This is a genomic window from Streptomyces cynarae (assembly GCF_025642135.1).
GTDB classification, from domain to species: Bacteria; Actinomycetota; Actinomycetes; order Streptomycetales; family Streptomycetaceae; genus Streptomyces; species Streptomyces cynarae.
In genome coordinates, this window is record NZ_CP106793.1 from 2252618 (window position 1) to 2264817 (window position 12200).

Below are 12200 nucleotides of genomic sequence, written 5' to 3' on the forward strand. Positions count from 1 at the left end.
CGTAGAAGTCGGGGGACAGCTGTTCACTGAGGTTCGGTGCCGTCCGTCGCCTGCTACGCGCGTCGCCACCGCCCCACCGGTCGCGGCCCCCGGTTCCACGCTCCACTTCGTCCCGGCGCCCACGTATCTCCCCGGAGGGATTCCGTTGCCGAGCAAGTCTTCCGCGCGGCTCGCCGCGCTCACCGTCGCCGCCGTCTGCTCCGCCGTGTCCGGGGTGGTCCTCACCTCTCCCGCGCACGCGGACACCGTGCGCATCCACGACATCCAGGGCACCACCCGGATATCACCGCTCGCGGGCCAGAAGGTCACGGACGTGGCCGGAATCGTCACGGGTGTGCGGACCTACGGCTCGTCGAGAGGGTTCTGGATGCAGGACCCCACCCCGGACGACGACCCGGCCACCAGTGAGGGCGTCTTCGTCTTCACCAGCTCCACCCCGAAGGTCGCGGTCGGCGACGCGGTGACGGTGACGGGCACGGTATCGGAGTACGTCCCGGGCGGCACCTCGTCCGGCAACCAGTCGGTCACGGAGATCACCAAGCCGACGGTGACGGTCCGTTCCAGCGGCAACACCGTCCCGGCGCCGGTCGTGATCGACGAGGACTCCGTCCCCGCCGAGTACGCCCCGGCGGGCGACCCGGCCGCGAACGGCTCGATCAACGGTCTGACGCTTCGGCCGTCGACGTACGCCCTGGACTACTACGAGTCCCTGGAGGGCATGAACGTCCAGGTCGCCGATGCCCGCGTGGTCACCGCCACCGACCCGTACAGCGAGCTGTGGGTCACGGTGAAGCCGCACGAGCACGCCAACCGCCGCGGCGGCACGGTCTACGGCTCCTACGACTCCCAGAACACCGGACGGCTGCAGATCCAGTCCCTCGGCTCGACCGCCGACTTCCCGCAGGCGAACGTCGATGACACGCTCGCCGGCACCACGACCGGTCCGCTGGACTACAACCAGTTCGGGGGTTACACCCTGGTCGCCGGCCGGCTGGGCACTCTCGAGAGCGGCGGGCTGCAGCGGGAGACCACCCGCAAGCAGGAGCGCGGCGAGCTTGCCGTGGCGACCTACAACGTGGAGAACCTGGACCCGTCGGACACCACGTTCGCGGCCCACGCCTCCGCGATCGTGAACAACCTGCAGTCGCCGGACATCGTGTCCCTGGAGGAGATCCAGGACGACAACGGCGCCAAGGACGACGGCACGGTCGACGCGAGCCAGACGGTGAACACGCTGATCGACGCGATCGTCGCGGCGGGCGGCCCGAAGTACGACTGGCGCTCGATCGACCCGGTCAACGACCAGGACGGCGGCGAGCCCGGCGGCAACATCCGCCAGGTCTTCCTGTTCAACCCGCAGCGGGTCTCCTTCACCGACCGGCCGGGCGGCGACTCCACGACCGCCGTGGGCGTCACCAAGGTGCACGGCAAGGCGCAGCTGACGGTGTCGCCCGGTCGTATCGACCCGGCCAGCGACGCATGGAAGTCCAGCCGCAAGCCGCTGGTCGGCGAGTTCGTCTTCCGCGGCCGGACGGTCTTCGTGATCGCCAACCACCTCACCTCCAAGGGCGGCGACCAGTCGCTGCACGCGCAGTACCAGCCGCCGACGCGCAGCTCGGAGGTGCAGCGCCACCTGCAGGCCACCGAGGTGAACACCTTCGTCAAGGACATCCTCGACACGCAGAAGAACGCAGACGTCATCGCGCTCGGCGACATGAACGACTTCGAGTTCTCCGGCACCGCGAAGATCCTCGAGGGTGACGGCGAGCTGTGGTCGGCGATCAAGTCGCTGCCGAGGAGCGAGCGGTACACGTACGACTACCAGGGCAACGAGCAGGTCCTGGACCAGATCCTGGTCAGCCCGTCGATCCGCCGCGGCTGCGACCTGGACTACGACAGCGTGCACGTCAACTCGGAGTTCCACGACCAGATCAGCGACCACGACCCGCAGGTGCTGCGGTTCCGGCCGTAGCCGTCCCTCGGGCTCGGGGCCGGCTGAACACCCCGTCCAGCCGGCCCCGCCACCAGAGAGTCCCGGTCACCGCTTGGGTCCGCCGTTCTCCAGACGCGCCAGTCGGCTCTGGAACCAGTCGAGCCGGGCCTGGAGCAGGGCCGCCTCGGCGACCAGCTCGGACACGCCGAGATCGGCCGGTGGGGCCTCGGCCCCCGATGCGGCCCGAACCCGCAGCCCCTCCCCCGCGAGCCGGGCGAACGCCGCGAGCGACAGGGACGTACGGCCGCGTACGCACCCGGCGCACGACGCCTGGAGGACGCGCCAGCCCGGCCGCCCCCAGCCGGCGTCGGCCAGCGCCGCGGCGGCGCTCCGCACGCGCAGGCGCCGACCGTCATCGTCCGCACCCGCTGGCGCGCGTACCGGAAGCCGCGTTCGAAGCGGATGTACGCGCCGAGGACCGCGACCTCGAGCAGCACGGCCGCCCGGTGCTCCCCGGTGCACAGCAGCGCCTCCGCCTCCGCGCGGTCGTGGACGCAGTGGAAGCCGCAGTCGCAGCGGCGGTGCGGCGCGCGGTGCCGCAGGCCGTAGACGCACCGGGCCTCGTCGAGGACCGCGTAGGGCAGCGCGCCGCCCAGCGACACACCGGTGAACCCGGCCCGGGTGCCGTCCTGGGACAGCACCGGGTGGGCGATCTTGTATCCGGTCGGCGGCTCCGTCGGTCGTTCCTCGGGGAGCCGCAGTCTCATCGCGCGACCGGAACCTCTTCGGGGGCGGGTGCCTCCTCGACGGGCTCCGCGATGTCGGCGACGTCGGCGACCCGGAGGTCGGCCTGTTCCTCATGCACCTGCGGGCGCTCCTCGGCGACCCCGGTGGCGAGTGCCTTGCCCAGCTTCATGACGCCTCCCGGCTGTTGGTTACCGTCCCGGCCATGGTGACCCACGCGGCCCGATTTGGCACCAGTGCCTGGTCGCCGACGGTCCCGCACCGCGCACCGCGTGGGCCCCTCCCGTGCACTCCGCGCCCCAAGGGCTCGCTCCACTGGAAGCCCCCCCACTCAAGCATCCCTAATCAATATCCTGTAGGAGAATTAAGTGGAGCTTCACGGTTGAGATGCCGAGACTACTCCCATGACGACCACACTCCTCACCGCCCGTCCCTTCGGCCGCGCGCTGTGCGCCATGATCACCCCCTTCACCGAGGCCGGCGCACTCGACCTCGACGGCGCACAGCGGCTCGCCGACCTGCTCGTGAGCGAGGGCTGCGACGGCCTGGTGCTGTCGGGCACCACGGGAGAGTCCCCGACCACCACCGACGCCGAGAAGTCCGCGCTGGTACGGGCGGTACGGGAGGCGGTCGGCGAGCGGGCGTCCATCGTCGCGGGTGTCGGCACCTCGGACACCCGGCACACCGTGGAACTGGCACTGGAGGCCGAAAAGGCGGGCGCGGACGGGCTGCTGGTGGTCACGCCGTACTACAGCCGCCCGCCGCAGGACGCGGTAGAGGCCCACTTCCGCGAGATCGCCGACGCCTCGGCACTGCCGCTCATGCTCTACGACATCCCGGGCCGCACCGGCACCCGCATCGAGCCGGAGACGATGATCCGGCTCGCGGCGCATCCGCGGATCGTGGCGGTCAAGGACTGCGCGTACGACTTCCTCGGCACCCAGAAGGTGCTGGCGCGGACCGAGTTGGCGTACTACGCCGGCTGCGACGAGCACAACCTCGCCCTCTACGCGGTCGGCGCCGCCGGTTACGTCAGCACGGTCGCGAACGCCGTCCCGCGCCGGCTCCGGTCGGTTCTGGACGCGTTCGACGCGGGGGACACGGCTCGTGCGGCCCGGCTCCAACAACAGGCCACCCCGCTCATCGACCTGATGATGGCCGCCGGCCTGCCCGGCACGGTGACCGCCAAGGGCCTGCTGGGGGCGCTCGGCCGGCCCGCGGGCCCGGTCCGCGCGCCGCTGCGGCCCGCCGGCCGCGAGACGGTCGACGGACTGCTGGCGGCGTACGAGCGGCTGGTGACGGCCTGATCACCACAGAGCGTTCCGCAGCAGGTCCTCGACGGCGTACCGGTCCCCGCTGCCGAGCGGGACCGCCGTGCCCCTTCCGACCCCTCTGGATGCCCGGTCAGCTCCGGGTGATGCAGAAAGGATGTCCAGCCGGATCGGTGAGAACCCGCGCCCTGGCAGCCTCGTGAGGCTGGTGGTCCGGCTTGCCCGCGCCCAGCTCCAGCAGGCGGGCTTCGGCTTCGTCCAAGTCATCGACCTTGAAGCAGATGTGAAGCTGCTGGGGAACGGTTTGTTCAGGCCAGCGCGGAGCCCGGTAGTCGTCGACGCGTTGAAAACCGATGAAGAGTCCGTCTTCATGGTTGAGACCGGCGAAGTCGGCGTCCGACTTCGGGTGGGGTTCGAGACCGGTGGCCTGCTGGTAGAACGCCGCCAAAGCCGGCGGATCAGGGCAGTCGAGGGTTATCGCGACCAACTTCATCTGCAGGGGCACGGCATCTCCCAACCGATCGGTGGACTTCCGCGATGAACAGCCCGGAGGCGGCCGCAGGCCAGAACCTGGCGCCGCCCACTGTCGTCCGGGGCAGGACATGAGCGACACGAGCGCCCTCCCGGGCCGTCCTCGGGCCGTGGAAGGGCGCTCAACGATGACCAAGGCCGACGACTGCCACACCTCGGCAGCTCAGGGCGTTGATCGATGAGGCGGCCGCAGGTCACGGCCGCCGTTGGTCAGTTGTGGCTGTGCAGGATCTCGTTCAGGCCGCCCCAGACCGCGTTGTTCGGCCGGGCCTCGACCTTGCCGGTGACGGAGTTGCGGCGGAAGAGGATGTTGGAGGCGCCGTTGAGCTCACGGGCCTTGACGATCTGGCCGTCGGGCAGGGTGACCCGGGTGCCGGCGGTGACGTACAGGCCTGCCTCGACGACGCACTCGTCGCCGAGGGCGATGCCGACGCCCGCCTCCGCGCCGATCAGGCAGCGCTCGCCGATGGAGATGATCACGTTGCCGCCGCCGGACAGCGTGCCCATGGTGGAGGCACCGCCGCCGATGTCCGAGCCGTCGCCGACCACGACGCCCGCGGAGATGCGGCCCTCGACCATGGAGGTGCCGAGCGTGCCGGCGTTGAAGTTCACGAAGCCCTCGTGCATGACGGTCGTGCCCTCGGCGAGGTGCGCACCGAGGCGGACCCGGTCGGCGTCGGCGATGCGGACGCCCTTGGGGGCGACGTAGTCCGTCATGCGCGGGAACTTGTCGATGGAGGTCACCTGGAGGTGCAGGCCCTCGGCGCGGGCGTTCAGGCGCACCTTCTCGACGTCGTCGACGGCGACCGGGCCGAGCGAGGTCCAGGCGACGTTGGCGAGGAGCCCGAAGATGCCCTCCAGGTTCTGGCCGTGCGGCTTGACCAGGCGGTGGGAGAGCAGGTGGAGGCGCAGATAGACGTCGTGCGTGTCGATCGGCTTCTCGTCGAGCGAGGCGATGACCGTGCGCACCGCGACCACCTCGACGCCCCGGCGGGCGTCCGGGCCGATCGCCTTGGCGGCGCCTTCACCGAGCAGCTCCACGGCCTTCTCGGCGGACAGCCGCTCGGTGCCGGACGGGCCGGGCTCGTCGGTCAGCTCGGGAGCGGGGAACCAGGTGTCGAGAACGGTGCCGTCGGCGGCGACGGTGGCGAGGCCGGCGGCCACGGCACCGGTGGTACGGGGAGCAGTCGTGTCGGTCATAGGGGAAACCTAACGTGGCCGGGCGCGCAGGGGCGAACCGGTGCGGGGGGCGTCTCAGGTGCCGGTCGGCCTCGCCGTCGGAGTCGGGCACGGATCAGGGGATGACCCGGGCCAGGGCCTCCCGCGCGTACTCCTCGTCGTACGGCGCCCCCGTCAGCAGTACCTGTAGACAGATCCCGTCCAGCAGGGCGAGCAGTGCCCGGGCCGTGGCCGGATCCGTACGCCGCGCCAGCCACTCGGCGGTCTGCTCCGCCCACTCGGCGGCGACGGGCCGCAGCGCCGGACGGCGCAGGGCCGCGAGATACAGCTCGTACTCCAGCTCGACGCCCGCGCGGTCGCCGTCCAGCCACTTACCCAGCAGCCGGGCGAGGCCCGCCGCGAGGTCGCCCTCGGTGTTCTCCAGCAGGCCGCTCTCGGTGAGCGTCCTGGCGAACCCCTCGTTCGCCTGCCGCAGCGCGGCGACCATCAGCTCGTCCAGGGTTTTGAAGTGGTACGTCGTGGAGCCGAGCGGCACGTCGGCCTCGGCGGCGACCGAGCGGTGGCTCAGCCCGGCGATGCCCTTCTTCCCCACCACCCGGATCGCCGCGTCGATGATCCGCCGGCGCCGCTCGGGGTCGTAGCGGCGGGGCATCAGTGCGCACCTCCCAGGTTCAGGACCACCACCCCGCCGACGATCAGCGCGATGCCGGCGATCTTCGCAAGGCCCAGCCCCTCCCCGAAGAGCACCAGGCCGATCATGGCGACGGTGGCGGTTCCGGCGCCGGACCAGATCGCGTACGCGGTGCCGATCGACAGGGTCTTCAGGGTCTGTGCCAGCAGCAGGAAGGAGACGACATAGCCGAGGAGGGTCACCAGCGAGGGCCCGAGCCTGCTGAACCCGTCGCTGTACTTCATGGCGGTCGTGGCCGCGACTTCGGCCGCGATGGCCCCGGAGAGGAACGCGTATCCCATGTGGACGAGTGTACGCATCGATGTGTACGCCCGTACACATCGATGCGCGCACAAAATGGGGACGCTGGGCGCGCCATCGAGAAACCGCTCTCAAACGGGTGCTGAGAACCCGTCATGTCCACTACAGTTTCACCGTTCGATCACCCGGCTTTCACGGTCGCCGCCGTTCCGCGTGCCCGTGGCCCGGGTCGGCCTCTGTCTTCCCCGCTTTCTCCCGTTGTGCCACAACCCGCTTTCTGACGATTCCGCGTCCGCCGTACGGCGACGCCGAGGGAACCGCGCATGCCAGACACCAACCCCCCACCCGCTCCGGCCCGGCCCGCCCCTTCCCCGGTGTGGGAGACGGGCAATGTCCCGGGCGAAGCCCGGACACCGGGATCCCGCAGACTCTGGGCGGCAGGGCTGCTCGCCGTGGCCGTCTTCTCCACCAGCGCGATAGCGATCTCCGTACTGGGCAGGACAAGTGACTCCCCGTCACCGAAGCGCGCGCAGGACACGGCCGTCGCGCTGGGCGACCCGGACGTGCCCGACTTCTCGCTGCCCCCCTCCCCCGTGGCGGCGCCCAGCGGGAAGAGCGGCCTGACGTCCGGCAAGGCGTCCCCGGCCACCCAGGCGGACTCGCCCTCTCCCGAGCCCGCCCAGCACTCGGCCGGGGCAGAGCCCGCCTCTCACGCCTCGAAGCCGACCGCCCCCAAGCCCCCGAAGTCCACGCCGTCCGCCACCTGGAGCTCGGTCCGCTCGGTCAACTACCGCGACCGGTACTGGCACATCAGCGGCGACTACGTGAAGCTCGACCCGATCGGCTCCGCCCCGGCCCGCCGCGACGCCAACTTCAAGGTCGTCAACGGCCTTGCGGACGCCTCCTGTTACTCCTTCGCCACGACCGACGGCACCTACCTGCGCCACCGGAACTTCCTCCTGCGCGACGAGCCCGACGACGGCTCCTCCCTGTTCCGGCAGGACGCCACCTTCTGCCCCCGCCCGTCGTCGTACTACGGAGCGGTCATGCTGGAGTCGGTCAACTACCCCGGCCGCTTCCTGCGCCACCAGAACTTCCAGCTCAAGCTGGACCCGTACCAGGCCGGCGACCTGTACCGGGCGGACTCGGCGTTCCGTCTGGTGGACGGACTCGCCTGAACCGGTCCGGGCATGCGAAACGGCGAGGCCCCATCGGACCTCGCCGTTTCTCCGCTAGTGGCTCGCGCCTCGGGGATCTCAGACGTTGAACCCGAGCGCCCGCAGCTGCTCGCGGCCGTCATCCGTGATCTTGTCGGGGCCCCACGGCGGCATCCAGACCCAGTTGATGCGCAGCTCGTTGACGAGGCCGTCCGTGGCGGACTTGGCCTGGTCCTCGATCACGTCCGTCAGCGGGCAGGCCGCCGAGGTCAGGGTCATGTCGACGGTGGCGATGTTCGCCGCCTCGTCGATGTGGATGCCGTAGATCAGCCCCAGGTTGACGACGTCGATGCCCAGCTCGGGGTCGACGACGTCCATCAGGGCCTCGCGGAGCTCCTCCTCCGAGACCGGCTTCATCTCCACGGTGTCGCTCATGCCGTCTTCCTTTCGGCCTCGGCTCCGCCCAGCGCCTGGGCCGTCGCGTCCTTCCACGCCATCCAGCTCAGGAGGGCGCACTTCACCCGCGCCGGGTACTTGGACACCCCGGCGAACGCGACCGCGTCCTCCAGGACGTCCTCCATCGCGTCGTCGGGCTCGGTCCTGCCCTTGGACTGCATCAGCTCCAGGAAGGTCTCCTGGATCTTCTGCGCCTCGGCCAGTTCCTTGCCGACGAGCAGCTCGTTCAGTACGGAGGCCGAGGCCTGGCTGATGGAGCAGCCCTGGCCCTCGTACGAGACGTCCTTGATCGTCGTGCCGTCGTACTTCACGCGAAGGGTGATCTCGTCGCCGCACGTCGGGTTCACGTGGTGCACCTCGGCGTCGCCATCCCGCAAGCCCCGCCCGTGCGGGTTCTTGTAGTGGTCCAGGATGACTTCCTGGTACATGGAGTCCAGCTTCACGTTTCAGCTCACGCCCTTCAGCCGAAGAAGTTCCGTACGTGCTCCAGGCCCTCGACCAGTGCGTCGATCTCGGCCGGCGTGGAGTACAGATAGAACGACGCTCGCGTGGTCGCAGGAATTCCGTACCTGAGGCACACCGGGCGGGCGCAGTGGTGGCCGACACGGACCGCGATGCCCTGCTCGTCGAGGACCTGGCCCACGTCGTGCGGGTGGATGTCGCCGAGCGTGAAGGAGATCGCGGCGCCCCGGTCCTCGGCCGTGGTGGGGCCGATGATCTTCAGGTCGGGAACCTCGCTCAGCCGCTTCACCGCGTACTCGGTGAGCGCGTGCTCGTGGGCGAGGATCTTGTCCATGCCGATCGAGTTCAGATAGTCGATGGCGGCGCCGAGACCGACCGCCTGCGCGATCGGCGGGGTGCCCGCCTCGAACTTGTGCGGGGCGGGGGCGTACGTCGACGAGTGCATCGACACCGTCTCGATCATCTCACCGCCACCCAGGAACGGAGGCAGGTCCTCCAGCAGCTCCTGGCGTCCCCACAGCACGCCGATGCCGGTCGGGCCGCACATCTTGTGGCCGGTGAAGGCCACGAAGTCGGCCTGCAGGGCCTGCACGTCCAGCGGCATGTGCGGCGCAGCCTGGGAGGCGTCGATGCAGACCAGGGCGCCTACCTCCTGGGCGCGGCGCACTATCGCATCGACCGGGTTCACGGTGCCCAGGATGTTCGACACCAGCACGAAGGAGACGATCTTCGTCTTCTCCGTGATGATCTCGTCGATGTCGGACAGGTCGAGGCGGCCGTCCTCGGTGAGGCCGAACCACTTCAGCTTCGCGCCCGTGCGCTGCGCCAGCAGCTGCCACGGCACGATGTTGGAGTGGTGCTCCATCTCCGTGATGACGATCTCGGTCTCGGAGTCCACCCGGTAGGGCTCGTCGGCCCAGCCGAGCATGTTCGCCACGAGGTTCAGCGACTCGGAGGCGTTCTTGGTGAAGATCACCTCGTCGCGGCTCGGCGCGTTGATGAACTCGGCGACCTTGTCACGCGCGCCCTCGTACAGCGCCGTGGCCTCCTCGGCGAGCACATGCACACCGCGGTGGACGTTGGCGTTGTAGCGCTCGTAGTACTCGCTGAGGACGTCCAGCACCTGGCGCGGCTTCTGCGACGTCGCCGCGTTGTCCAGGTACACGAGCTTCTTGCCGTCGTGGACCAGTCGGTCCAGGACGGGGAAGTCCTTACGGATCGCCTCGGTGTCGAGGAGGCCCGGCAGCTGTGTCACGCGGATGCGCCACCCTTCACGTATGCCTCGTAGCCCTCGTTCTCCAGCTTGTCCGCGAGCTCCGGGCCGCCGGACTCGACGATGCGGCCGCCGGCGAACACGTGGACGTGGTCGGGCTTGATGTAGCGCAGGATGCGCGTGTAGTGCGTGATCAGCAGGGTGCCGACCTCGCCGGTCTCGCGGACGCGGTTGACGCCCTCGGAGACGATGCGGAGCGCGTCGACGTCCAGACCCGAGTCGGTCTCGTCGAGGATCGCGATCTTCGGCTTGAGCAGCTCGAGCTGGAGGATCTCGTGGCGCTTCTTCTCGCCGCCGGAGAAGCCCTCGTTCACGTTGCGCTCGGCGAAGGACGGGTCGATGTTGAGGCGCTCCATGGCCTCCTTGACCTCCTTCACCCAGGTGCGCAGCTTCGGGGCCTCGCCGCGGATCGCGGTGGCCGAGGTGCGCAGGAAGTTGGAGACCGAGACGCCGGGGACCTCGACCGGGTACTGCATCGCCAGGAACACGCCGGCGCGGGCGCGCTCGTCGACGGACATCTCCAGGACGTCCTCGCCGTCGAGCAGCACGGTGCCGCCGGTGACGGTGTACTTGGGGTGACCCGCGAGCGAGTAGGCGAGGGTCGACTTGCCCGAGCCGTTGGGGCCCATGATGGCGTGCGTCTCGCCCTGCTTCACGGTGAGGTCGACGCCCTTGAGGATCTCCTTCGTGGCGTTGTCGGCCTCGACGGTGACGTGCAGGTCTCGGATTTCAAGCGTTGCCATGGGTGCCTCAGGACTCCTGGGTGAGGGAGACGAGCACGTCGTCCCCTTCGATCTTTACGGGGTATACGGGGACGGGGCGCGTCGCGGGAAGGGCGTCCGGCTTGCCGGAGCGGAGGTCGAAGCGCGAGCCGTGCAGCCAGCACTCGATGTGGCAGTCGTCGACCTCGCCCTCGGACAGGGAGACGTTCGCGTGCGAGCAGATGTCGTTGATCGCGAACACCTCGCCCTCGGTGCGCACGACGGAGATGGGCGTGCCGTCGAGTTCCACCCGCTTCGGGGTGTCCTCCTCCAGCTCGCTCAGACCGCAGACACGTACGAAGGCGCTCATGCGACCGACGCCTCCAGCTCCTCTTCGATCTTGGCGATCAGCCGCTCCTCGATGTCCGCGACACCGATCTGCTGGACCAGCTCGGCGAAGAAGCCTCGGACCACGAGGCGGCGCGCCTCGTGCTCCGGGATGCCGCGGGCCATCAGGTAGAACAGCTGCTCGTCGTCGAAGCGGCCGGTGGCGCTGGCGTGGCCGGCGCCGACGATCTCGCCGGTCTCGATCTCCAGGTTGGGGACCGAGTCGACGCGGGCGCCGTCCGTCAGGACGAGGTTGCGGTTCATCTCGTACGTGTCCGTGCCCTCGGCCTTGGCCTCGATGAGCACGTCACCGATCCACACGGCGTGCGCGTCGTCGCCCTGGAGCGCGCCCTTGTAGACGACGTTCGACTTGCAGTGCGGGGTGTTGTGGTCGACGAAGAGCCGGTGCTCCTGGTGCTGGCCCCGGTCGGTGAAGTACAGGCCGAACAGCTCGGCCTCGCCGCCGGTGCCGGCGTAGGTCACCCGGGGGTGCAGACGGACCACGTCGCCGCCGAAGGTCACGATCACGGACTTGAAGCTCGCGTCCCGGCCGACCAGCGCGTTGTGCTGGGCCACGTGCACGGCCTTGTCGTCCCAGTCCTGGACGGAGACGACGGTCAGCTTGGCGCCGTCACCCACGACGTAGTCGACGTTGGCGGCGAGCACCGCGTCACCGGTGTGGTCGATGACGACGACGGCTTCGGCGAAGGCGCCCAGCTCGATGACCTGGTGGCCGAAGGCGGTCCCGCCCTCGCCGTGCACCGCGATACGGATCGGTTCGGTGAGGACGGTGTCCTTGGCGACGGTCACGACCGAGGCCTTCTCGAAGGCGGAGTACGCCTGGGCGGCGACGCGGTCCACCGGGGTGCCCGCCTTGCCGAGCCGCGCGTCGTCGCGGCCGACGGTCTCGACGGTGACGCCCTCGGGGGCCTGGACGTCGACCTTCACGCCGTCGCCGTTCGCGACGGCGGTGCCGTCGTGCAGCCCGCGCAGCCGCTCCAGCGGGGTGAACCGCCACTCCTCCTCGCGACCGTGCGGCACCGGGAAGTCCGCCACGTCGAAGGACGGCGGCGCGCTCATGCGCGTGGCGACGGTCGACTCGGCGGCGACCGCGATCGAGCCGGCGGTGGTCGAACCCACCGGAATGTTCTGGGCCTCAGCCATGGCTGTCGTTG

14 protein-coding genes and 1 pseudogene are annotated in these 12200 nt (G+C 69.9%); 3 read left to right on the forward strand and 12 right to left on the reverse strand.

Going from position 1 to position 12200, the window contains the following annotated elements; all coding sequences use genetic code 11:
* Positions 1 to 145: 145 nt before the first annotated feature.
* Positions 146 to 1972: an endonuclease/exonuclease/phosphatase family protein gene (locus N8I84_RS10610; protein ID WP_263229290.1), complete on the forward strand. Its 1827-nt coding sequence runs from the start codon at positions 146 to 148 to the stop codon at positions 1970 to 1972.
* Positions 1973 to 2038: 66 nt separating this feature from the next.
* Here N8I84_RS10610 and N8I84_RS10615 read toward each other — a convergent pair.
* Both N8I84_RS10615 and N8I84_RS10620 read right to left on the reverse strand, forming a co-directional pair.
* A pseudogene (locus N8I84_RS10615) lies at positions 2039 to 2700 on the reverse strand (hypothetical protein).
* The gene (locus N8I84_RS10620) at positions 2697 to 2849 is read right to left on the reverse strand and encodes a hypothetical protein (protein WP_263229291.1); all 153 of its coding nucleotides are present in this window, start codon (positions 2847 to 2849) and stop codon (positions 2697 to 2699) included. Before N8I84_RS10620 ends, N8I84_RS10615 begins: the two are co-directional and overlap by 4 nt.
* A 232-nt stretch (positions 2850 to 3081) precedes the next feature.
* Between N8I84_RS10620 and dapA the strand changes: the two genes are divergently transcribed.
* Positions 3082 to 3984: a 4-hydroxy-tetrahydrodipicolinate synthase gene (dapA, locus tag N8I84_RS10625; protein WP_263229292.1), complete on the forward strand. Its 903-nt coding sequence runs from the start codon at positions 3082 to 3084 to the stop codon at positions 3982 to 3984.
* 97 nt (positions 3985 to 4081) lie between these two features.
* On the opposite strand, the gene N8I84_RS10630 is transcribed toward dapA, so the two are convergent.
* The 4 genes from N8I84_RS10630 to N8I84_RS10645 form a co-directional block, all read right to left on the reverse strand.
* Positions 4082 to 4453: a VOC family protein gene (locus N8I84_RS10630; RefSeq protein ID WP_200423264.1), complete on the reverse strand. Its 372-nt coding sequence runs from the start codon at positions 4451 to 4453 to the stop codon at positions 4082 to 4084.
* Between the two features lie 236 nt (positions 4454 to 4689).
* Positions 4690 to 5679, reverse strand: coding sequence for a 2,3,4,5-tetrahydropyridine-2,6-dicarboxylate N-succinyltransferase (gene dapD, locus N8I84_RS10635; protein ID WP_263229293.1), 990 nt, complete (start codon positions 5677 to 5679; stop codon positions 4690 to 4692).
* Positions 5680 to 5773: 94 nt separating this feature from the next.
* Positions 5774 to 6310, reverse strand: a complete 537-nt coding sequence (locus tag N8I84_RS10640) for a TetR/AcrR family transcriptional regulator (RefSeq protein WP_263229294.1) — start codon at positions 6308 to 6310, stop codon at positions 5774 to 5776.
* On the reverse strand, positions 6310 to 6630 hold the full coding sequence (locus tag N8I84_RS10645; protein ID WP_263229295.1) for a DMT family transporter: 321 nt from the start codon (positions 6628 to 6630) through the stop codon (positions 6310 to 6312). The genes N8I84_RS10640 and N8I84_RS10645 overlap by 1 nt, the downstream gene beginning before the upstream one ends.
* A 282-nt stretch (positions 6631 to 6912) precedes the next feature.
* On the opposite strand from N8I84_RS10645, the gene N8I84_RS10650 reads away from it, so the two are divergent.
* Complete coding sequence (locus N8I84_RS10650) at positions 6913 to 7767, forward strand: AbfB domain-containing protein (protein ID WP_263229296.1); 855 nt, start codon at positions 6913 to 6915, stop codon at positions 7765 to 7767.
* A gap of 78 nt (positions 7768 to 7845) precedes the next feature.
* Here the strand turns inward: N8I84_RS10650 and N8I84_RS10655 are convergent, their stop codons facing one another.
* From N8I84_RS10655 to sufD, 6 genes are read right to left on the reverse strand one after another with little or no spacing between them, the layout of a single operon-like run.
* Positions 7846 to 8181 (reverse strand): metal-sulfur cluster assembly factor, encoded by a 336-nt coding sequence (locus N8I84_RS10655; RefSeq protein ID WP_103844434.1) that lies wholly within the window; start codon positions 8179 to 8181, stop codon positions 7846 to 7848.
* Positions 8178 to 8645 (reverse strand): Fe-S cluster assembly sulfur transfer protein SufU, encoded by a 468-nt coding sequence (sufU, locus tag N8I84_RS10660; protein WP_263229297.1) that lies wholly within the window; start codon positions 8643 to 8645, stop codon positions 8178 to 8180. Before sufU ends, N8I84_RS10655 begins: the two co-directional genes overlap by 4 nt.
* Positions 8646 to 8662: 17 nt before the next feature.
* Complete coding sequence (locus N8I84_RS10665) at positions 8663 to 9919, reverse strand: cysteine desulfurase (RefSeq protein WP_263229298.1); 1257 nt, start codon at positions 9917 to 9919, stop codon at positions 8663 to 8665.
* Positions 9916 to 10680 (reverse strand): Fe-S cluster assembly ATPase SufC, encoded by a 765-nt coding sequence (gene sufC / locus N8I84_RS10670; protein WP_103844431.1) that lies wholly within the window; start codon positions 10678 to 10680, stop codon positions 9916 to 9918. Before sufC ends, N8I84_RS10665 begins: the two co-directional genes overlap by 4 nt.
* Before the next feature lie 7 nt (positions 10681 to 10687).
* Complete coding sequence (locus tag N8I84_RS10675; RefSeq protein WP_103844430.1) at positions 10688 to 11008, reverse strand: non-heme iron oxygenase ferredoxin subunit; 321 nt, start codon at positions 11006 to 11008, stop codon at positions 10688 to 10690.
* Positions 11005 to 12189, reverse strand: coding sequence for a Fe-S cluster assembly protein SufD (gene sufD, locus N8I84_RS10680; RefSeq protein ID WP_263229299.1), 1185 nt, complete (start codon positions 12187 to 12189; stop codon positions 11005 to 11007). The genes N8I84_RS10675 and sufD overlap by 4 nt, the downstream gene beginning before the upstream one ends.
* Positions 12190 to 12200 lie beyond the last annotated feature (11 nt).

What these genes read in the sequence shown, in the direction of transcription:
- N8I84_RS10620 (WP_263229291.1), bottom strand. Translation starts at nt 2,849, where the DNA reads ATGAAGCTGGGCAAGGCACTCGCCACCGGGGTCGCCGAGGAGCGCCCG.
- sufC (WP_103844431.1), bottom strand. Translation starts at nt 10,680, where the DNA reads ATGGCAACGCTTGAAATCCGAGACCTGCACGTCACCGTCGAGGCCGAC.
- N8I84_RS10640 (WP_263229294.1), bottom strand. Translation starts at nt 6,310, where the DNA reads ATGCCCCGCCGCTACGACCCCGAGCGGCGCCGGCGGATCATCGACGCG.
- dapA (WP_263229292.1), top strand. Translation starts at nt 3,082, where the DNA reads ATGACGACCACACTCCTCACCGCCCGTCCCTTCGGCCGCGCGCTGTGC.
- dapD (WP_263229293.1), bottom strand. Translation starts at nt 5,679, where the DNA reads ATGACCGACACGACTGCTCCCCGTACCACCGGTGCCGTGGCCGCCGGC.
- N8I84_RS10645 (WP_263229295.1), bottom strand. Translation starts at nt 6,630, where the DNA reads ATGGGATACGCGTTCCTCTCCGGGGCCATCGCGGCCGAAGTCGCGGCC.
- N8I84_RS10675 (WP_103844430.1), bottom strand. Translation starts at nt 11,008, where the DNA reads ATGAGCGCCTTCGTACGTGTCTGCGGTCTGAGCGAGCTGGAGGAGGAC.
- sufD (WP_263229299.1), bottom strand. Translation starts at nt 12,189, where the DNA reads ATGGCTGAGGCCCAGAACATTCCGGTGGGTTCGACCACCGCCGGCTCG.
- N8I84_RS10650 (WP_263229296.1), top strand. Translation starts at nt 6,913, where the DNA reads ATGCCAGACACCAACCCCCCACCCGCTCCGGCCCGGCCCGCCCCTTCC.
- N8I84_RS10655 (WP_103844434.1), bottom strand. Translation starts at nt 8,181, where the DNA reads ATGAGCGACACCGTGGAGATGAAGCCGGTCTCGGAGGAGGAGCTCCGC.